This window comes from Pseudomonas sp. LBUM1668 (assembly GCF_059695715.1).
Map to the genome: position 1 here is coordinate 5,826,639 of NZ_CP166787.1, position 18,809 is coordinate 5,845,447.

General features: G+C 58.8%; 19 protein-coding genes and 1 pseudogene. 14 read left to right on the forward strand and 6 right to left on the reverse strand.

Annotated features, from left to right (window positions below; all coding sequences use genetic code 11):
- Positions 1 to 62 precede the first annotated feature (62 nt).
- Positions 63 to 737, reverse strand: coding sequence for a RadC family protein (radC, locus tag ACA061_RS26345; RefSeq protein WP_210553368.1), 675 nt, complete (start codon positions 735 to 737; stop codon positions 63 to 65).
- 135 nt (positions 738 to 872) lie between these two features.
- Between radC and coaBC the strand changes: the two genes are divergently transcribed.
- The 6 genes and pseudogenes from coaBC (at position 873) to ACA061_RS26375 (ending at position 6,587) form a co-directional block, all read left to right on the forward strand.
- Entirely contained in the window at positions 873 to 2,081 is a 1,209-nt protein-coding gene (gene coaBC / locus ACA061_RS26350; RefSeq protein WP_497302001.1) for a bifunctional phosphopantothenoylcysteine decarboxylase/phosphopantothenate--cysteine ligase CoaBC, read from the forward strand.
- A gap of 5 nt (positions 2,082 to 2,086) precedes the next feature.
- A complete protein-coding gene (gene dut, locus ACA061_RS26355) occupies positions 2,087 to 2,542 on the forward strand; it encodes a dUTP diphosphatase (protein WP_210553367.1) in 456 nt (151 codons plus the stop codon).
- 371 nt (positions 2,543 to 2,913) lie between these two features.
- A pseudogene (locus tag ACA061_RS26360) lies at positions 2,914 to 4,290 on the forward strand (phosphomannomutase/phosphoglucomutase); the annotation flags it as partial.
- 17 nt (positions 4,291 to 4,307) lie between these two features.
- Positions 4,308 to 5,213: an acetylglutamate kinase gene (gene argB, locus ACA061_RS26365; RefSeq protein ID WP_150593448.1), complete on the forward strand. Its 906-nt coding sequence runs from the start codon at positions 4,308 to 4,310 to the stop codon at positions 5,211 to 5,213.
- A gap of 431 nt (positions 5,214 to 5,644) precedes the next feature.
- Positions 5,645 to 6,217 (forward strand): hypothetical protein, encoded by a 573-nt coding sequence (locus ACA061_RS26370; RefSeq protein WP_150616865.1) that lies wholly within the window; start codon positions 5,645 to 5,647, stop codon positions 6,215 to 6,217.
- Entirely contained in the window at positions 6,204 to 6,587 is a 384-nt protein-coding gene (locus ACA061_RS26375) for a hypothetical protein (protein ID WP_210553365.1), read from the forward strand. Before ACA061_RS26370 ends, ACA061_RS26375 begins: the two co-directional genes overlap by 14 nt.
- 163 nt (positions 6,588 to 6,750) lie before the next feature.
- Here the strand turns inward: ACA061_RS26375 and pyrE are convergent, their stop codons facing one another.
- Complete coding sequence (gene pyrE, locus ACA061_RS26380; RefSeq protein ID WP_041071932.1) at positions 6,751 to 7,395, reverse strand: orotate phosphoribosyltransferase; 645 nt, start codon at positions 7,393 to 7,395, stop codon at positions 6,751 to 6,753.
- Positions 7,396 to 7,477: 82 nt separating this feature from the next.
- On the opposite strand from pyrE, the gene crc reads away from it, so the two are divergent.
- Positions 7,478 to 8,257 (forward strand): catabolite repression control protein Crc, encoded by a 780-nt coding sequence (crc, locus tag ACA061_RS26385; protein ID WP_007920349.1) that lies wholly within the window; start codon positions 7,478 to 7,480, stop codon positions 8,255 to 8,257.
- Positions 8,258 to 8,336: 79 nt separating this feature from the next.
- Here the strand turns inward: crc and gltS are convergent, their stop codons facing one another.
- From gltS to rph, 3 genes are all read right to left on the reverse strand, one after another.
- Entirely contained in the window at positions 8,337 to 9,545 is a 1,209-nt protein-coding gene (gene gltS, locus ACA061_RS26390; RefSeq protein WP_150616868.1) for a sodium/glutamate symporter, read from the reverse strand.
- 429 nt (positions 9,546 to 9,974) lie between these two features.
- Positions 9,975 to 10,340 carry a DUF4870 domain-containing protein gene (locus tag ACA061_RS26395; protein WP_150604638.1) on the reverse strand — a complete coding sequence of 122 codons (366 nt, stop codon included), beginning with the start codon at positions 10,338 to 10,340 and terminating at the stop codon, positions 9,975 to 9,977.
- A gap of 29 nt (positions 10,341 to 10,369) precedes the next feature.
- Positions 10,370 to 11,092 (reverse strand): ribonuclease PH, encoded by a 723-nt coding sequence (rph, locus tag ACA061_RS26400; protein ID WP_042561757.1) that lies wholly within the window; start codon positions 11,090 to 11,092, stop codon positions 10,370 to 10,372.
- Positions 11,093 to 11,362: 270 nt separating this feature from the next.
- On the opposite strand from rph, the gene ACA061_RS26405 reads away from it, so the two are divergent.
- From ACA061_RS26405 to ACA061_RS26430, 6 genes are all read left to right on the forward strand, one after another.
- Complete coding sequence (locus tag ACA061_RS26405) at positions 11,363 to 12,226, forward strand: YicC/YloC family endoribonuclease (protein WP_497300291.1); 864 nt, start codon at positions 11,363 to 11,365, stop codon at positions 12,224 to 12,226.
- A 13-nt stretch (positions 12,227 to 12,239) separates the two neighbouring features.
- Entirely contained in the window at positions 12,240 to 12,860 is a 621-nt protein-coding gene (gene gmk / locus ACA061_RS26410; protein ID WP_150604639.1) for a guanylate kinase, read from the forward strand.
- Positions 12,861 to 13,026: 166 nt separating this feature from the next.
- Positions 13,027 to 13,290: a DNA-directed RNA polymerase subunit omega gene (gene rpoZ, locus ACA061_RS26415; protein WP_016985812.1), complete on the forward strand. Its 264-nt coding sequence runs from the start codon at positions 13,027 to 13,029 to the stop codon at positions 13,288 to 13,290.
- A gap of 57 nt (positions 13,291 to 13,347) precedes the next feature.
- Positions 13,348 to 15,453 (forward strand): bifunctional GTP diphosphokinase/guanosine-3',5'-bis pyrophosphate 3'-pyrophosphohydrolase, encoded by a 2,106-nt coding sequence (spoT, locus tag ACA061_RS26420; RefSeq protein WP_210553362.1) that lies wholly within the window; start codon positions 13,348 to 13,350, stop codon positions 15,451 to 15,453.
- A 24-nt stretch (positions 15,454 to 15,477) separates the two neighbouring features.
- Complete coding sequence (locus ACA061_RS26425) at positions 15,478 to 15,858, forward strand: RidA family protein (protein WP_003229509.1); 381 nt, start codon at positions 15,478 to 15,480, stop codon at positions 15,856 to 15,858.
- A 68-nt stretch (positions 15,859 to 15,926) separates the two neighbouring features.
- Positions 15,927 to 16,667 (forward strand): hypothetical protein, encoded by a 741-nt coding sequence (locus tag ACA061_RS26430; protein ID WP_150616869.1) that lies wholly within the window; start codon positions 15,927 to 15,929, stop codon positions 16,665 to 16,667.
- 139 nt (positions 16,668 to 16,806) lie between these two features.
- On the opposite strand, the gene ACA061_RS26435 is transcribed toward ACA061_RS26430, so the two are convergent.
- Positions 16,807 to 17,664 carry an SDR family oxidoreductase gene (locus ACA061_RS26435; protein ID WP_497300292.1) on the reverse strand — a complete coding sequence of 286 codons (858 nt, stop codon included), beginning with the start codon at positions 17,662 to 17,664 and terminating at the stop codon, positions 16,807 to 16,809.
- Between the two features lie 188 nt (positions 17,665 to 17,852).
- On the opposite strand from ACA061_RS26435, the gene exbB reads away from it, so the two are divergent.
- On the forward strand, positions 17,853 to 18,806 hold the full coding sequence (gene exbB, locus ACA061_RS26440) for a tonB-system energizer ExbB (RefSeq protein WP_210553360.1): 954 nt from the start codon (positions 17,853 to 17,855) through the stop codon (positions 18,804 to 18,806).
- The last annotated feature ends 3 nt before the right edge of the window (positions 18,807 to 18,809 follow it).

The window sequence follows — 18,809 nt, forward strand, 5'->3', positions numbered from 1 at the left end:
TAAAACAGAGTCAAAAGATCGCAGCCTTCGGCAACTCCTACAGAGAAAGGGTCGGCGGATAATTACATCCAGCCGCACTCCGCCATCGACAGCGGCTCACCCTCCCCCACGATGAAGTGATCGAGCACCCGCACATCAATCAGGTCCAAAGCCTTCTGCAAACGCTTGGTCAACAACCGGTCCGCCTGACTGGGGTCGCTGTTCCCCGACGGGTGATTGTGACACAGGATCACCGCCGCTGCGTTATTCGCCAACGACCGCTTCACTACTTCCCGAGGATGCACGCTAGTGTTGTCGATGGAGCCGCGAAACAGCGCCTCGAACGTCAGCACTTGATGCTTGGAGTCCAGAAACAGACAACCAAACACCTCGTGTGGCTCGTGGCGCAGCATCGATTTGAGGTAATCGCGAACCGCCTGCGGATTCTCCAGTGCGGGTTTCTTGCGCATGCGTTCGGCCAGATGCCGCCGGCCCATTTCCAGCACCGCCTGCAACTGGGCGAACTTCGCCGGCCCCAATCCCAATTCCCTGCTGAATTCTGCAAGATCGGCCTCCAGCAACACGCGCAGGCTGCCGAATTGAGTCAACAGGTGTCGCGCAAGATCCACTGCGCTCTTTCCAGTGACTCCGGTGCGTAAAAAGATCGCCAGCAATTCTGCGTCGGAAAGACTTCCCGAGCCTTGTTCAAGTAGCTTCTCCCGCGGGCGTTCTGCCGCAGGCCAATCGCGAATACTCATACACTTTCCCTGTCTGTGGGCGCCGCTGTTCCGTAGCGGTCGCTGTGATATCTTAGCCCATCTTTTTTGCGGGCGAATTCACCCTGGGGAGGGGGTTTCGCCACGTATGTCACCCACGAAATGAAAGGCAGACCTATGCAGCGGCTGTATCGGAAACGCATCGTTCTGGGCGTCGGCGGCGGCATCGCTGCCTACAAGAGCGCTGATCTGGTTCGTCGCCTGATCGACCAGGGCGCCGAAGTGCGCGTGGTCATGACCCATGGCGGCGCCGAGTTCATTACTCCGCTGACCATGCAGGCCCTGTCCGGGCACCCGGTTCACCTGGATTTGCTCGACCCGGCCGCCGAAGCGGCGATGGGCCACATCGAACTGGCCAAGTGGGCCGATCTGGTGCTGATCGCCCCGGCAACCGCCGACCTGCTCGCACGCCTGGCCCAAGGCATCGCCAACGATTTGCTGACCACACTGGTGCTGGCCACCGACGCCGTCGTGGCGGTCGCACCTGCAATGAATCAGGCGATGTGGCGCGACCCTGCGACCCAGGCCAACCTGCAACTGCTTGAAAGCCGCGGCCTGAAGACATTCGGCCCGGCCTCCGGCAGCCAGGCCTGCGGTGACGTCGGCATGGGCCGCATGATGGAAGCCACGGATCTGGCCCAATGCGCAGCGGACTGCTTCCAGCGACAGGCGCTGACCGGCAAGCACTTGGTGATCACCGCCGGCCCGACCCAGGAAAACATCGACCCGGTGCGCTACATCACCAACCATAGCTCCGGAAAAATGGGCTTCGCCCTGGCCGAAGCGGCGGTGGAAGCCGGCGCCCGCGTGACACTGATCAGCGGCCCGGTGCACCTGCCGACCCCGGATCGCGTCACGCGCATCGACGTGGTCAGTGCCCGTGACATGCTCGCAGCGTGCGAATCTGCGATCCCATGCGACGTGTTCATTTCCTCGGCAGCGGTTGCGGATTACCGCCCGGAAGTCATCGCCCCGCAAAAACTCAAGAAAGATCCTACGAGCGGCGACGGCTTCGTCCTGCAAATGGTGCGCAACCCAGACATCCTGGCCACCATCGCGACCCGTCCCGATCGTCCGTTCAGTGTCGGTTTCGCCGCCGAGACCGAACACCTGCTCGACTACGCTGCACGCAAGCTGAAGGACAAGAATCTCGATTTGATCGTCGCCAACGACGTCGCCAATCCGAGCATCGGTTTCAACAGCGAAGAAAACGCCTGCAGCGTAATTGACCGTGAGCTTCACGCAACGGTTTTCGCCCAGACCAGCAAGAGCAAGATCGCTCGCCAACTGGTCACTTTTATCGCCGAACGTCTGAACCAGGTTTAATTTACATGCACGCTTTGCAAGCCAAGATCCTCGACCCACGCATCGGTACTCAATTCCCGCTGCCGCAATACGCCACGCCGGGCTCCGCCGGGCTCGACCTGCGCGCCATGCTGGAGCAGGACATCGTGATCAAGCCGGGTGAAACCGTGCTTATCCCGACCGGCCTGTCGGTCTACATCGGTGACCCCAACCTCGCTGCGCTGATCCTGCCGCGCTCGGGCATGGGCCACAAACACGGCATCGTGCTGGGCAACCTTGTTGGCCTGATCGACTCCGATTACCAGGGCCCGCTGATGGTTTCGTGCTGGAACCGCGGCCAGACCGATTTCACCATGACCGTCGGCGAACGCCTGGCGCAACTGGTGCTGGTGCCGGTGGTACAGGCGCATTTCGAGATGGTTGACGAGTTCGTCGAAACCGAGCGTGGCACCGGTGGTTTTGGCCATACCGGCACCAAATAATCCATACCGATACCGATACCGATACCGATACCGATACCGATACCGATACCGATACATCACTGTAGGAGCTGCCGAAGGCTGCGATCTTTTGATTTTGTTTTTTAAGATCAAGATCAAAAGATCGCAGCCTTCGGCAGCTCCTACAGGGGAAAATTTCAGGCAGATCAGCTGAAAGGTTTACCGCCGCAAATCAAGGTTTTGCCGGACCAAGGCCACGCCAGCCGAGGCGTCATGGCCCTTTCATGCCACGAACTCTCTGCGGAAAACGCCGTCATACCCTTCAGTTTGAGCTTGCCGTCGAATGAGTCGTCGGTCTGTCCAGTCACTTTTGAGATGGAGCATTTCCGCAGATGACCACCCCCGCCCAAGTTGCACCAAAGCTGCCTGACAGCATCTTCCGCGCCTATGACATTCGCGGCACCGTGCCGGAATTCCTCAATGCCGAAACCGCTTACTGGATCGGCCGCGCTGTCGGCTCGCAGAGCCTTGCCCAAGGCGAACCCAATGTGTCCGTCGGTCGCGACGGCCGCCTGTCCGGCCCGGAACTGGTCGCAGAACTGATTCGCGGTATCGCCGAGAGTGGCTGCCACGTCAGCGATGTCGGCCTGGTGCCGACGCCGGCGCTGTACTACGCCGCCAACGTCCTGGCCGGCAAGTCCGGTGTGATGCTCACCGGCAGCCACAACCCGTCCAACTACAACGGTTTCAAGATCGTCATCGCCGGCGACACGCTCGCCAACGAACAGATTCAGGCTCTGCACGAGCGCCTCAAGACCAACAACCTGAGCAGCGGCAACGGCAGCGTGACCCAGGTCGAGATCCTCGACCGCTACAACACCGAGATCGTCCAGGACATCAAACTGGCGCGACGCCTGAAAGTCGTGGTCGATTGCGGCAACGGCGCGGCAGGCGTGATCGCCCCGCAACTGATCGAAGCGCTGAACTGCGAAGTCATCCCGCTGTTCTGCGAAGTTGACGGCAATTTCCCCAATCATCACCCGGACCCGGGCAAGCCGGAAAACCTTGTCGACCTGATCGCCAAGGTCAAGGAAACCAACGCCGACATCGGCCTGGCGTTCGATGGTGACGGCGACCGTGTCGGCGTGGTGACCAACACCGGCAGCATCGTTTTCCCGGATCGCCTGCTGATGCTGTTCGCCCGTGACGTGGTGGCGCGCAACCCGGACGCGGAAATCATCTTCGACGTCAAATGCACCCGTCGCCTGGTACCGCTGATCAAGGAGTACGGTGGTCGGCCGCTAATGTGGAAGACTGGTCATTCGTTGATCAAAAAGAAAATGAAACAATCCGGCGCGCTGTTGGCCGGTGAAATGAGCGGGCACATCTTCTTCAAGGAACGCTGGTTCGGTTTCGACGACGGTATCTACAGCGCCGCACGGCTGCTGGAGATCCTCAGCAAGGAAAAATCCACCGCGGAGGAGCTGTTTGCGACCTTCCCGAATGATATTTCTACGCCGGAAATCAATATCCATGTGACCGAAGAGAGCAAATTCAGCATCATTGATGCACTGCACGACGCACAGTGGGGCGCAGGCGCTGACCTGACCACCATCGACGGCGTGCGAGTCGACTACGCCAAAGGCTGGGGCCTGGTGCGCGCGTCCAACACCACACCGGTGCTGGTGCTGCGCTTCGAGGCCGATGACGAGGCTGAATTGCAGCGCATCAAGGATGTGTTCCACGCCCAACTGAAACGCGTTGCACCTGATCTCCAACTACCGTTCTGATCCACCCGGAGCCCTGAATGACCCTCGAACGCGAAGCCGCCGCCAACACTGCCAAGGTCCTGTCCGAAGCACTGCCTTACATCCGACGCTATGTCGGCAAGACCCTGGTGATCAAATACGGCGGCAACGCGATGGAAAGCGAGGAGCTGAAAACCGGCTTCGCCCGCGACATCGTGCTGATGAAAGCCGTGGGTATCAACCCGGTGGTCGTGCACGGCGGCGGTCCGCAGATCGGTGATCTGCTCAAGCGCCTGTCGATCGAGAGCCACTTCGTCGACGGCATGCGCGTTACCGATGCCGCGACCATGGACGTGGTGGAAATGGTCTTGGGTGGTCAGGTCAACAAAAGCATCGTCAACCTGATCAACCGTCACGGCGGCAGCGCTATTGGCCTGACCGGTAAAGATGCCGGGCTGATTCGTGCGAAGAAACTGACCGTCACCCGCCAGACCCCAGAGATGACCCAGCCGGAAATCATCGACATCGGTCACGTGGGCGAAGTGGTCGGGATCAACACCGAGCTGCTGAACCTGCTGGTCAAAGGCAATTTTATCCCGGTGATTGCGCCAATCGGTGTGGGTGAGAACGGCGAGTCGTACAACATCAACGCCGACCTGGTGGCCGGTAAAGTTGCCGAAGCGCTGAAAGCCGAAAAACTGATGCTGCTGACCAACATCGCCGGCCTGATGGACAAGTCAGGCACGGTTCTGACCGGCCTGAGCACCCAGCAGGTCGACGATCTGATCGCTGACGGCACCATCTACGGCGGCATGCTGCCGAAGATTCGTTGCGCGCTGGAAGCCGTTCAGGGTGGCGTGGGTAGCTCGCTGATCATCGACGGGCGCGTACCGAACGCGATCCTGCTGGAAATCTTCACCGACACGGGTGTCGGCACGCTGATCAGCAATCGCAAGCGTCCCTGATCGCTGAAACGTAAAAGATCGCAGCCTGCGGCAGCTCCTACAGAAGCGAATTTCGTGTGTATGAAATTGCTGTAGGAACTGGCGAAGCTGCGATCTTTTTTATGCGCACAGGAAGCGTCTGACTTAACACAGCGAAACGTCCGACATCCCCTCAGAACAAATCTCCCTAGGATCTTCCCCTCATCCACCGGAGATTTACCCATGCAAAAAGACTACGTTCCTTACGGCAGTGACATTTCAGCAGGTAGCTACGCCTGCGTGGACTGCGGCCGAGAGTATTCAGGCCCTTCGCAAACATCGATGCCACCCTGCCCTGACTTCACCGAGGCCTCTCACCCTCTGAAAGGCTGGAAAGTGCTCACGGGCCAAGGGGATGCCCCTCAGGATCCGTACCCGGCAGACAGCAACAAATAACCCCGGAGGCCCGAGCCATGCAGATCTCGTTCACGATCGACGCCGACGCTTTCGAGCTGGAACAAAAGGAACCGGTCAAAAAGACCTTGCGCATCGGCGATGCGGAAATCACCCACGCCCTCCAGCGTATCGCCAAGGCGAGCCTGACCGAATACCTGAAAATGCTGGTCGAGGGCGGGATGCCCAGCCGGGCCGACGAGGCAAAGCAGGATCGCCTGCTTTATCTGATTCAAAGCTACTTCGGGCAGACTTTACCGACTGAATCGCAAATCTCGACGATCTTCCAGTTGACCCAGAGTCAAAGCAAAACCTTGCTGAAAAACACTGTGTCGCGCTTTCGTAATCAGCTCGACGACATCCTGCAGCACAGCATGCGTGCGGTGGTCGATTCTGCGGAGCATGCAAAGGATGTCTATCTGGTCGTCATCAGCTCGGATGTGATCCGTGATGAGCTGAACATGCTGATTACCCAGAACGAGCCGACCTTCAAACCCATCACCAAGCGCAAGGGCAGTGCCGGGCAGTTTGAGATCAGTGAGGATTCCCACGATTTGTTGTGCGCAACGCTGGGACTCAATGCCGTTCAGTGACATCGTCGCGGTCAGTGGCTTGCTGCTGACCCTGACCACCTTCATGTTCAATCTGGCCTGGCCCAAGCTCAATGAGGCGTTGGCGCTGGATGAGTCACTGTCAGGCCTTCAGGCAAGAAAGCGCAGCAGGCAAAAGGTCATGGGGACGTTATTAAGCTGTGCGGTGCCGCTGACTTGCGCCTTTGCAGCGCTGTTTTACATCAACCTTCCGGCTGCGGTGGGGATTATTCGCAGCAGCTCAGTGGATCTGTGGGATTTCGACGTTGATCGCACGCTGTACGTAATGGTGGTTGTCGCGCTGCTCGCGTTTGCGCTGATCAATACGGTATTGACCCTGAAACTGATCTGGAAATGGCGAAATCTGCGCTAACCGCAAGCAAAAAGACCCCGCTCAGCCTGACTGAACGGGGTCTTTCTTTGCCTGCGATCCCTGTAGGAGCTGCCGAAGGCTGCGATCTTTTGATTTTGCTTGCGTCAAAAAATCGCAGCCTTCGGCAACTCCTACAGGGGATTGCGTCAGGCCAGAATCTGCGTCAAACGCCGAATTGGGCGCGGTACGCTTCCACGGCTGGCAAATGCTGCTTGAGCTGCGGATCGTCAGCGAGGAACTCCAGCACCTGATTCAGCGAAACAATGCTGATCACCGGAATGCCGAAATCGCGCTCTACTTCCTGAATTGCCGACAACTCTCCGTTGCCACGTTCCTGACGGTTCAAGGCGATCAACACACCGGCAGCCTTGGCACCGTCCTGAGACGCGATGATCTGCATGACTTCGCGGATCGCAGTACCGGCGGTGATCACGTCGTCGATGATCAGCACATCACCGGTCAGCGGGGCACCAACCAGACTGCCGCCTTCACCGTGGGCCTTGGCCTCTTTGCGGTTGAAGCACCATGGCAAGTCACGGTCGTGATGCTCGGCCAGCGCGACGGCGGTAGTCGCTGCCAACGGGATGCCTTTGTACGCCGGGCCAAACAGCACGTCGAAGGAAATGCCGCTTTCGGCAATGGCTGCGGCGTAGAACCGACCCAGCTGCGCCAGGGCCGAACCCGTGTTGAACAGGCCGGCATTGAAGAAGTAAGGACTGGTGCGCCCGGACTTCAGGGTGAACTCACCGAAGCGCAAAACGCCGCGATCGATGGCAAAACGAATGAAATCGCGCTGATACGCTTGCATGAAAAAAACCCCAAATACCACGGATTTAGCTAATTAGCTTGACGCCGTGTATCATACACGCACGCGATTTTTGGGGCCATTTATGCGGATCATCAGTGTGAACGTCAATGGTATTCAGGCTGCAGTCGAGCGTGGTTTGCTCAGTTGGCTGCAAGCACAGAATGCCGACGTCATCTGCCTGCAGGACACCCGTGCCTCCGCCTTTGAACTGGATGACCCAGCCTTCCAACTGGATGGCTACTTCCTTTATGCCTGCGATGCTGAAGTCCCCGCCCAAGGTGGCGTGGCTTTGTACTCGCGGTTGCAACCGAAGGCTGTCATCAGCGGTCTCGGTTTCGAGACGGCCGACCGCTACGGGCGCTACCTGCAAGCAGATTTCGACAAAGTCAGTATTGCCACCTTGCTGCTCCCTTCGGGGATGAACGGCGATGAGGACTTGAACCAGAAGTTCAAGCTCATGGACGACTTCGGCAAGTACCTGGACAAACAGCGGCGTAAACGTCGCGAGTACATTTATTGTGGCTCGCTGTATGTCGCGCAGCAGAAGCTCGACATCAAGAACTGGCGTGACAGCCAGCAATCCCCGGGCTTCCTGGCGCCAGAACGCGCCTGGATGGACGAGATTGTCGGCAACATGGGCTATGTAGATGCCCTGCGCGAAGTCAGCCGCGAAGGCGACCAGTACAGCTGGTGGCCGGACAACGAACAGGCCGAGATGCTCAATCTGGGCTGGCGCTTCGACTACCAGATCCTGACCCCAGGCTTGCGGCGCTTCGTGCGCAGTGCACGCCTGCCGCGCCAGCCTCGGTTCTCGCAGCACGCGCCGCTGATCGTCGACTACGACTGGACGCTGACCATCTAAGCGTCGATTCGCAGACAAAAAATGCCCGTATCGCGAGATACGGGCATTTTTTGTGCCTCAGACTAAGGTGGTCCGAAGCTCAGACGGCGACGAAAAACGGCAACACCAGGTACAGCTTGATCACGATGACATTGATAATGTCGATGAAGAATGCACCCACCATCGGCACCACGAGAAACGCAATCTGCGAAGGACCGTAGCGCTGCGTCACCGCCTGCATGTTGGCGATGGCCGTCGGTGTCGCACCCAACCCAAAACCACAGTGCCCCGCTGCCAATACCGCCGCGTCGTAGTTACGACCCATCATTCTGAACGTCACGAAAATCGCAAACAGCGCCATGACCAGTGTTTGCGCAGCCAGGATGATGAATATCGGTAGTGCCAGTGCCGCCAGATCCCACAGCTTGAGCGACATCAAGGCAATCGCCAGAAACAGCGACAGGCTGACATTCCCCAACACCGAGACCTCGCGCTCGAACACCTGATACAAGCCCAGCGCTGACAGCCCGTTACGCAGAACGACACCCACGAACAAGACGCAGACAAACGTCGGCAACTCGAATGCGGTGCCGTGCAGCAACCCATTGAGCAGATTGCCGGCCAACAGGCTGACGGCGATCAGCGCAAGCGTCTCGATAAACGAGAACGGTGTGATCGAGCGCTCCTTGTTCGGCTGCTCAAAACCTTTTGGCAAGCGTGGTGTTTCTTGCGAGTGGCAGCCGGGCACCTGAACGCGCTTGATGAGCAAGCGAGCCACAGGGCCACCAATCAGCCCACCCAACACCAGACCAAAGGTCGCAGATGCGATGGCGAGCTCGGAGGCGGAGGCCAGACCGTACTTCTCGCTGAACACCGTGCCCCACGCAGCGCCAGTGCCGTGACCGCCTGCCAGCGTTATCGAGCCCGTCAGCAAGCCCATCAACGGATCCAGCCCCAGCGCAGTGGCAAGGCCAATGCCCAAGGCATTCTGAACCACCAGCAACCCGGTGACCGCGAGCACAAAGATGCCCACCACGCGCCCACCTTTCTTCAGGCTGGCAAAATCCGCACTCAAACCGATAGTGGCAAAAAAAGCCAACATCAAAGGCGTCTGCAGTGAAGTATCGAAGCGGATTTCAATATCGAGAGTTCGCAGCAACAACAGAACCAACGCAACAACCAGACCGCCCGCGACGGGTTCGGGAATATTGTAATTGCGCAGAAAGGCGATACGCATAACCAGCCCACGCCCCAGTAAAAGCACCAGGGAAGCGGCCACAAGCGTTCCATAAAAATCGAGCTGAATCATTGGATTATTCTTGGCTATATATTCAGAGCCGCACTTTATACCTGGGCACGCCTCATGAACTGGCTGATCTACTCAACACTATTGATCGGGGGGTTCAAGAACCTTCGCTGGCTTGAATATATCGAGATATTTCAAAGGAAATACAACGTGCGACAACTTTAACAACCACCAAAGCTTATTGCCAAGAACATGGGCATCACTGAGGCGATGCAGTTGTGACTAAAGATGTAAGAGCCTGATGTATATAGCAATCTGCACTGCCGCTCATCGCAGTCAGATTATTCCTACACACTTTTTAAACTGATTTAATTGCAAACACAGAAAAACCCTGTAGGCGCTGCGGCACGCTGCGATAATTTGATTCTGACTCTAAAAATCAAGATCAAAAGATCGCAGCGTGCCGCAGCTCTTACAGGGGGCTTTGAATCGTTACTTGATCAGACGCCACGTGAAAGGATAGCGATAGGGGAAACCTTCGTTAGCTTTCACGCCACCGATAATCGCCAATACCAACGCGGCAATGGTCACCAGTCCGTAAAGAAAGAAACCAACGATGACCAGCATCAGCAGAATGCAAATCGCCGTAGCGATCGCAACGGTGATCTGAAAATTCAGCGCCTCTTTGCCCTGTGCATCGATAAACGGATCTGACTCACGCTTCATCTGCCACAGAATCAGCGGCCCGATCAGATTGCCGAAAGGAACCCAGATCCCCAGCAAGGCGGACAAGTGACAAAACATCGCCCACTGACGAACCTCCTGGCTCGGTTTGGGCAGCAGCTCTTGGTCACTCATCGCGTCCTCCTTGCGGGTTATGAACCTGCTCAGTCAGCCAGTGCTGATTTCTGCAGTTCAAAGATTTCATTCATGCCTTTTTTGGCCAGTTCCAGCATCGCGTTCAGGTCTTCAGGCTGGAACGGCGCGCCTTCAGCGGTGCCCTGCACTTCGATGAAGCCACCGGAGCTGGTCATCACCACGTTGAGGTCGGTCTCGGCAGCGGAGTCTTCAAGATAGTCCAGATCCAGCACTGGCTCGCCTTGATACATGCCCACCGATACAGCGCCGATCATTTGCTTGAGCGGATCGCCGCCTTTCAGGCCGCCGCGCTTTTTGATGACCTTCAACGCATCGACCAGGGCCACCATGGCGCCGGTGATGGATGCAGTGCGGGTGCCACCGTCGGCCTGGATCACGTCGCAGTCGACGTACAGGGTGACGTCGCCCAGCTTGGACATGTCCAGCGCCGCGCGCAGGGAACGACCGATCAGACGCTGGATTTCCAGGGTGCGGCCGCCCTGCTTGCCGCGACTCGCTTCACGCTGATTACGCTCGCCGGTGGCGCGCGGCAGCATGCCGTACTCGGCAGTCAACCAGCCCTGGCCCTGGCCTTTGAGGAACCGCGGCACGCCGTTTTCGACGCTGACGGTGCAGATGACCTTGGTATCACCGAATTCGACCAGTACGGATCCCTCGGCGTGTTTGGTGTAGTTGCGGGTAATGCGGATCGAGCGGAGCTGATCGGCAGCGCGACCACTTGGACGTTTCATAGGGAATACCTGTACTGGGGACGGAAAACTGCCGAGCATTATAGAGCGGTGCACCGCCACTGGGCACTGGTTAAAAATCCGCACCGACGACCGAACGCCCTCAAACACTTATTACCGACGGGCTGCAGCCCTTTGTCACACCGTGTGTTTGGGCGCATTCGCCGCACTGCGCTACAATCCTGCGCCTTTGCTGCCAGTCGGCTTAAATTCATTGATATCGCGCCTGCGGAACTCAGGTTCCGCGCCGATCTGCATTGCGAGGTCACCGCCATGGTGCACAGCATGACCGCTTTCGCCCGCGTCGAAAAAGCCGGCGCACAGGGCACCCTGAGCTGGGAATTGCGCTCGGTCAACAGTCGCTATCTGGAACCGCACCTGCGTCTGCCGGAGTCGTTTCGCGACCTCGAAGGCGCCGTGCGTGAAGCCCTGCGTCAGGGCCTGTCGCGGGGCAAACTGGAATGCACCCTGCGATTCACTGAAGAAAGCACCGGCAAACCGCTGCAAGTTGATCGCGAGCGCGCCGCGCAATTGGTCGCCGCAGCCGAAACGATTGCCGGTCTGATCAAGAATCCTGCTGCACTCAATCCGCTGGAAGTGCTGGCCTGGCCCGGCGTTCTGGTCGCCGATGCCAGTGACCCGCAAGCACTGAATGCCGAAGCCCTGGCCCTGTTCAATCAAGGGTTGAAGGAACTCAAGGCCGGCCGTGAGCGTGAAGGCTCGGAGCTGGCACGGCTGATCAACGATCGCCTGACATCCATCGAAGAAGACGTCGTGACCCTGCGTGAACTGGTTCCGCAGATGCTCGCCACCCAGCGCCAGAAGGTCCTCGACCGCTTTGCCGACATGAAGGCCGAGCTGGATCCGCAGCGCCTGGAACAGGAAATGGTCATCCTCGCGCAAAAGAGCGATGTGGCCGAAGAACTGGATCGCCTGAGCACTCACATCATAGAAGTACGCCGGGTGCTCAAATCCGGCGGTGCCGCCGGACGGCGCCTCGACTTCCTGATGCAGGAACTCAACCGCGAAGCCAATACACTGGGCTCCAAGGCCTTTGACCCGCGCAGCACCCAAGCCGCCGTCAACCTCAAAGTGTTGATCGAGCAGATGCGCGAACAAGTGCAGAATATTGAGTAAGGCTACCCCCGACATGACCCACAGCACCGGCACCCTGTACATCATTTCCGCACCATCGGGCGCGGGCAAGAGCAGCCTGGTCAAGGCTTTGACCGATGCCAACCCGGAGATCCGCGTTTCGGTTTCGCACACCACCCGCGCCATGCGTCCGGGTGAAGTGGACGGCGTGAACTATCACTTCGTAACCCGCGAAGCCTTCGTAAAGATGGGCGAGCACGGTGATTTCCTTGAGCGCGCCGAAGTCTTCGGCAACTTCTACGGCACCTCGCAAAGCCATCTGCAACAGACCCTCGATGAAGGCCACGACCTGATTCTGGAAATCGACTGGCAGGGCGCCGAGCAAGTGCGCAAGCTGATGCCGCAGGCGCGTTCGATTTTCATTTTGCCGCCATCGCTGCAAGCGCTGCACCAGCGTCTGACCAATCGCGGCCAGGACAGCGACGAAATCATCGACGGGCGGATGCGCGAAGCGGTCAACGAGATGAGCCACTACGTCGAATACGACTACCTGATCATCAACGACGACTTCGCTCATGCGCTGGACGATCTGAAGGCGATTTTCCGCGCCAATCAGTTGCAACAGAAACGCCAACAGGTGCGTTTCGGCAAATTACTGGCCGAATTGCTCGGTTAATCAGCGCTTCCCAAAAGCGCTGCAAGGGCTTTACATTGGCACTTGCAGCGCGTTGAAGAGGTTGATCAAAAATCAGCGCTTCCCTAATCGCTGGTGTTTTTTTAAACTGCTTAGTCCGCTCGCCCAACCGGGCAGCGCGCATATTGCATTCGCTCCGAGGAATACCATGGCCCGCGTAACCGTTGAAGACTGCCTGAACCACGTGGAAAACCGTTTTGAGCTGGTCATGCTCTCTACCAAACGTGCCCGTCAACTGGCCACCGGCGGCAAAGAGCCACTGGTTCAGTGGGAAAACGACAAGCCTACCGTTGTAGCGCTGCGTGAAATCGCTGAAGGCCTGATGAGCTACGAGTTCATCGCCGAGCAGGAAATCGTCCAGGATGAACCGCTGTTCGCAGCGTTCGAGGACGAGTCCAACGAGGCCGTCTAAGCCTATGCCTGGTCGACGTAGCACGGCGCAGGGTCACAACGTACGGCAGGAGTCATCATGCCGAGCATAGACGCCCTCGCCGATCGCTTATCGACCTACCTCGGCAATGACCAGGTCAACCTGGTCCGCCGAGCGTATTTCTACGCCGAACAAGCCCACGACGGCCAACGCCGACGCAGTGGCGAGGCGTACGTCACGCATCCTCTTGCCGTGGCAAATATTCTTGCCGACATGCACATGGACCATCAGAGCCTGATGGCTGCGATGCTGCATGACGTGATTGAAGACACCGGTATCGCCAAAGAAGCGCTGCAAGCGCAGTTCGGTGAAACCGTGGCCGAACTGGTCGATGGGGTCAGCAAACTGACCCAGATGAACTTCGAGACCAAGGCCGAAGCCCAGGCTGAAAACTTCCAGAAAATGGCCATGGCCATGGCACGCGACATCCGCGTGATCCTGGTCAAGCTCGCTGACCGCCTGCACAACATGCGCACGCTGGAAGTGCTGTCCGGAGAAAAACGCCGCCGGATCGCCAAGGAAACCCTCGAAATCTACGCGCCCATCGCCAACCGGCTGGGTATGCATGCCATTCGCATCGAATTCGAAGACCTCGGCTTCAAGGCCATGCACCCGATGCGTTCCGCGCGGATCTACCAGGCGGTCAAGCGCGCCCGGGGCAACCGCAAGGAAATCGTCAACAAGATCGAAGAATCCCTTGGCCATTGCCTCGCAATCGACGGCATCCAGGGCGAAGTCAGCGGTCGCCAGAAACACCTCTACGGCATCTACAAGAAAATGCGCGGCAAGCGTCGGGCCTTCAACGAGATCATGGACGTCTACGCGTTCCGGATCATCGTCGACAAGGTCGACACCTGCTACCGCGTGCTGGGTGCTGTGCATAATTTGTACAAACCGCTGCCCGGGCGCTTCAAGGATTACATCGCGATCCCCAAGGCCAACGGCTATCAGTCGCTGCACACCACGCTGTTCGGCATGCACGGCGTACCGATCGAGATCCAGATCCGCACCCGCGAAATGGAAGAGATGGCCAACAACGGCATCGCCGCCCATTGGCTGTACAAATCCAGCGGTGACGAGCAGCCGAAGGGCACTCACGCCCGCGCCCGCCAGTGGGTCAAAGGCGTGCTGGAAATGCAGCAACGCGCCGGCAACTCGCTGGAGTTCATCGAGAGCGTGAAGATCGACCTGTTCCCGGACGAGGTCTACGTATTCACGCCAAAAGGCCGGATCATGGAGCTGCCGAAAGGCTCCACGGCGGTCGACTTCGCCTACGCGGTGCACACCGACGTCGGTAACAGCTGCATCGCCTGCCGGATCAACCGCCGTCTCGCACCGCTGTCCGAGCCACTGCAAAGTGGCTCCACGGTCGAGATCGTCAGCGCGCCCGGCGCACGACCGAACCCGGCCTGGCTCAACTTCGTGGTGACCGGCAAGGCGCGCACGCACATTCGCCATGCGCTGAAACTGCAACGCCGCTCCGAATCCATCAGCCTCGGCGAACGCCTGCTGAACAAGGTACTGAACGGTTTCGACAGCTCGCTGGAGAAGATCCCGAACGAGCGCGTCAAGGCGATGCTCACCGAGTACCGCCTCGAACTGATCGAAGACCTGCTCGAAGACATTGGCCTGGGTAATCGCATGGCCTATGTGGTCGCCCGTCGCCTGCTTGGCGAAGGCGAACAACTGCCTAGCCCGGAAGGCCCGCTGGCGATTCGCGGTACCGAAGGCCTGGTGCTGAGCTACGCCAAATGCTGCACGCCGATCCCGGGCGACCCGATTGTCGGGCACCTGTCGGCGGGCAAGGGCATGGTCGTGCACCTGGACAACTGCCGCAATATCAGCGAAATCAGGCACAACCCGGAAAAATGCATCCAGCTCTCGTGGGCCAAGGATGTCACCGGCGAATTCAACGTCGAACTGCGTGTCGAGCTGGAACACCAGCGTGGCCTGATCGCCCTGCTGGCCAGCAGCGTCAACGCAGCCGATGGCAATATCGAGAAAATCAGCATGGACGAACGCGATGGTCGTATCAGCGTCGTCCAACTGGTGGTCAGCGTTCACGACCGTGTGCACCTGGCCCGCGTAATCAAGAAACTGCGCGCACTGACCGGGGTGATCCGCATCACCCGCATGCGTGCATAAGTCCACCCTTACAAGGAGTCATGCATGACCAAGACAGTTATCACCAGCGACAAGGCCCCTGCTGCTATCGGCACTTACTCCCAGGCGATCAAGGCTGGCAACACCGTCTACATGTCGGGTCAGATCCCGCTGGACCCAAAAACCATGGAACTGGTTGAAGGCTTCGAAGCCCAGACCGTCCAGGTGTTCGAGAACCTCAAAGCCGTGGCCGAAGCCGCCGGCGGTTCGTTCAAGGACATCGTCAAACTGAACATCTTCCTCACCGACCTGAGCCACTTCGCCAAGGTCAACGAGATCATGGGCAAATACTTCGACCAGCCGTACCCGGCCCGCGCCGCCATCGGCGTTGCTGCCCTGCCAAAGGGTTCGCAGGTTGAAATGGATGCCATTCTGGTCATCGAGTGATGCGCACGGCGCGGCCTTCATACGCCGCGCCGACTGCTCTGCAAGAAAGGTTTTGAAAGGATTCCACCATGCGCAAAGCGCTTGCTCTCTCGCTGTTCGCCATTTTCCTCGGCGGCTGCGCCAGCGACCCTGCCGACCGTGACATCAGCGGCACCTGGATCAATCAGGTGGCGATTGATGCTGCCACCAAGGGCGGCTCCCTGCGCGAAGCGCTTCAGGCTTACGGCCCGAACCTGGAATGGGACGTCAACACCAAGGCCGGCCAGGCCCGCTACACCAACGGTTTTGAGAAAGTCGAAGGTCGGTTGCTGGGCGAACAGTCCGGTGCCTGGAAAGTCGACTTTTATGGCAGCTCCGCCAGCGAGCTGAAACGCGACGGCAATCAGCTGCAACAGGCCGCCAGCGACAACGAACCGGAACAGCTCTTCGACCGCGCGCAGCTCCAGGTACCCGAAGGCGCGCCGATTGGTGCGAGCTTCGAACGCGCACTGTATTCAACCTACATGGGCGGCACCTGGAAAATCGCCAATGGTCAGGGCGAAGGCAGCACCGTGCAGTTTCAGGCCGATGGCCAGGTCTCCGGCCTGCCGGGCGCCGATCGTTACGCGCTGTGCCTGGCGGGCGATTGCGCATCGATGAGCAGTGGCAACGACAGCATGTGGTTGCAGCAGAACGGCCAAGGCAACAACTGGATCTTTGTGCGCAAGGGCAAGGAACTGGAAATCCTGCAAGCGGTGAACACCGCTCTGGCGGATGAACAACCGCAGTTCACAGCTGGTGAGCGCAAGTGGTTGCTCGAGAAGCAGTAACCTGCTTCTGAAATTGCAGCGAACCCGTGTAGGAGTGAGCCTGCTCGCGATAGCGCATCAACAGTCAGCATAAATGTTGAATGTTAATCCGCTATCGCGAGCGGGCTCACTCCTACAGTTGTTTTGTGGCGTCAGGACGTCAGCATTTACCTTCAAGAATCGCCGCGTAACCTTCGCGGTAGCTCGGGTATGTTGGCGTCCAGCCCAACGCTTTCGCCCGCGCATTGCTGCAACGTTTGCTGCCGGTGCGCCGCACGCTTTCATCTTCCGACCATTCAGTGACACCCAGATACTCGCGCAGCCAGCCCACCACCTCGGCCAGCGGCGCCGGCGCGTCATCGACACCGATGTAGATCGGCTCCAGCGCCACGCCCCGACGGTCAGCCTCAAGCAGAAACGCCAGCAACCCCGCCGCATCATCAACATGGATACGATTGCCATACAGCGGCGGATCAACGGCCACTCGATAGCCACGCCGTACCTGAGTCAACAGCCATTCCCGGCCCGGGCCATAGATACCGGTCAAACGCAGGATACTCGCCGGGATACCACTGTTGAGCGCTACCTGCTCGGCTTCAAGCATCAATCGCCCCGAGTAACCGGTGGCGACGGTCTCGGAAGTCTCATCCACCCACTCGCCGTCCAGTTGCCCGTAGACACTGCTGCTGGACACGAAGATCAGCCGATCCGGCACTTGACCATAGTCGTCCAACCAACTCAGTACATTCTGCAAACCCTGCACGTAAGCCGCTCGATAACCGGCCTCATCGTGATCGGTGGCAGCGGCGCAGTACACCAGGTAATCCACGGCACCGACCGGCCAGGTCGCCGGACAGTCTTCATTGAACAGGTCGCCGGCAACACCGATGACCCCTTCAGGCAGGCGCGAGACATTTCGGCGCAAGCCATGAACTTCCCAACCAGCAGCCAACAATTGCGTGGCCAGACGGCTGCCGACATCACCACAACCGGCGATCAAAACAGAAGGCGCGGACATCAAAAAACTCCCATCGGAAAGGCACAGACTAGCCTCGGCGAAGGACGAACGGCTAGCAATCAAGGAAAAAAAGTTACTCTATTACTTTTGTTAACAAGAATTACTTGCAATAATGCCTGCCACTTTTGTTCTCGGCCTCACGAGGCCTGGAAGAGCATTACCGTTTTTCTATCTCAGGTCCGGCCAGCATGAATCGTAATCAAATCCCCGCTTCGCCAACCAAACGACCTCGCGCCTGGAGCGCGGTGGCGGCTCTGTTGCTCAGCCTGATGCTGACGCCAACCGCCGCTTTCGCCGACGCTCAGGCACCCGCTGCTCCGGCCGCCTCCGAACAGAGCGCTCCAGCAGCGGCTGCACCGGATGCAACGACCCCGGTTCAAACCCTCGACGCCGCACCTGCCGATGCGCCAGAAGTCCTTGAAGCCGACAACAGCCTGGGCATGGCTCACGACCTGTCACCTTGGGGCATGTACCAGAACGCCGACATCATCGTGAAAATCGTGATGATCGGCCTGGCCATTGCGTCGATCATCACCTGGACCATCTGGATCGCCAAGGGCTTTGAGCTGATGGGCGCCAAGCGTCGTCTGCGTGGCGAAATCGCCGCCCTGAAAAAGGCCGCCACCCTTAAAGAAGCCAGCGCCACAGCGGCGAAGGAAGGCACGCTCGCCAACCTGTTGGTGCACGATGCGCTCGAAGAGATGCGCCTGTCGGCCAACAGCCGTGAGAAAGAAGGCATCAAGGAACGCGTCAGCTTCCGTCTCGAGCGCCTGGTAGCTGCCTGCGGTCGCAACATGAGCAGCGGCACCGGCGTGCTGGCTACCATCGGTTCCACCGCACCGTTTGTCGGCCTGTTCGGCACCGTGTGGGGCATCATGAACTCCTTCATCGGCATCGCCAAAACCCAAACCACCAACCTTGCCGTCGTGGCACCTGGTATCGCTGAAGCGCTGCTGGCCACCGCACTGGGTCTGGTGGCTGCGATTCCTGCGGTAGTGATCTACAACGTCTTCGCCCGCTCCATCGCCGGTTACAAGGCGCAGGTCTCCGATGCCTCGGCAGAAGTCCTGCTGCTGGTCAGCCGTGACCTCGATCACCAGCCTGAGCGCAGCTCGCAACCGCACATGGTGAAAGTGGGGTAATCG

Bases quoted from the DNA above. Each gene is read 5' to 3' on its own strand.
- radC (WP_210553368.1), bottom strand. From the start codon at position 737: ATGAGTATTCGCGATTGGCCTGCGGCAGAACGCCCGCGGGAGAAGCTA.
- coaBC (WP_497302001.1), top strand. From the start codon at position 873: ATGCAGCGGCTGTATCGGAAACGCATCGTTCTGGGCGTCGGCGGCGGC.
- dut (WP_210553367.1), top strand. From the start codon at position 2,087: ATGCACGCTTTGCAAGCCAAGATCCTCGACCCACGCATCGGTACTCAA.
- argB (WP_150593448.1), top strand. From the start codon at position 4,308: ATGACCCTCGAACGCGAAGCCGCCGCCAACACTGCCAAGGTCCTGTCC.
- ACA061_RS26370 (WP_150616865.1), top strand. From the start codon at position 5,645: ATGCAGATCTCGTTCACGATCGACGCCGACGCTTTCGAGCTGGAACAA.
- ACA061_RS26375 (WP_210553365.1), top strand. From the start codon at position 6,204: ATGCCGTTCAGTGACATCGTCGCGGTCAGTGGCTTGCTGCTGACCCTG.
- pyrE (WP_041071932.1), bottom strand. From the start codon at position 7,395: ATGCAAGCGTATCAGCGCGATTTCATTCGTTTTGCCATCGATCGCGGC.
- crc (WP_007920349.1), top strand. From the start codon at position 7,478: ATGCGGATCATCAGTGTGAACGTCAATGGTATTCAGGCTGCAGTCGAG.
- gltS (WP_150616868.1), bottom strand. From the start codon at position 9,545: ATGATTCAGCTCGATTTTTATGGAACGCTTGTGGCCGCTTCCCTGGTG.
- ACA061_RS26395 (WP_150604638.1), bottom strand. From the start codon at position 10,340: ATGAGTGACCAAGAGCTGCTGCCCAAACCGAGCCAGGAGGTTCGTCAG.
- rph (WP_042561757.1), bottom strand. From the start codon at position 11,092: ATGAAACGTCCAAGTGGTCGCGCTGCCGATCAGCTCCGCTCGATCCGC.
- ACA061_RS26405 (WP_497300291.1), top strand. From the start codon at position 11,363: ATGGTGCACAGCATGACCGCTTTCGCCCGCGTCGAAAAAGCCGGCGCA.
- gmk (WP_150604639.1), top strand. From the start codon at position 12,240: ATGACCCACAGCACCGGCACCCTGTACATCATTTCCGCACCATCGGGC.
- rpoZ (WP_016985812.1), top strand. From the start codon at position 13,027: ATGGCCCGCGTAACCGTTGAAGACTGCCTGAACCACGTGGAAAACCGT.
- spoT (WP_210553362.1), top strand. From the start codon at position 13,348: ATGCCGAGCATAGACGCCCTCGCCGATCGCTTATCGACCTACCTCGGC.
- ACA061_RS26425 (WP_003229509.1), top strand. From the start codon at position 15,478: ATGACCAAGACAGTTATCACCAGCGACAAGGCCCCTGCTGCTATCGGC.
- ACA061_RS26430 (WP_150616869.1), top strand. From the start codon at position 15,927: ATGCGCAAAGCGCTTGCTCTCTCGCTGTTCGCCATTTTCCTCGGCGGC.
- ACA061_RS26435 (WP_497300292.1), bottom strand. From the start codon at position 17,664: ATGTCCGCGCCTTCTGTTTTGATCGCCGGTTGTGGTGATGTCGGCAGC.
- exbB (WP_210553360.1), top strand. From the start codon at position 17,853: ATGAATCGTAATCAAATCCCCGCTTCGCCAACCAAACGACCTCGCGCC.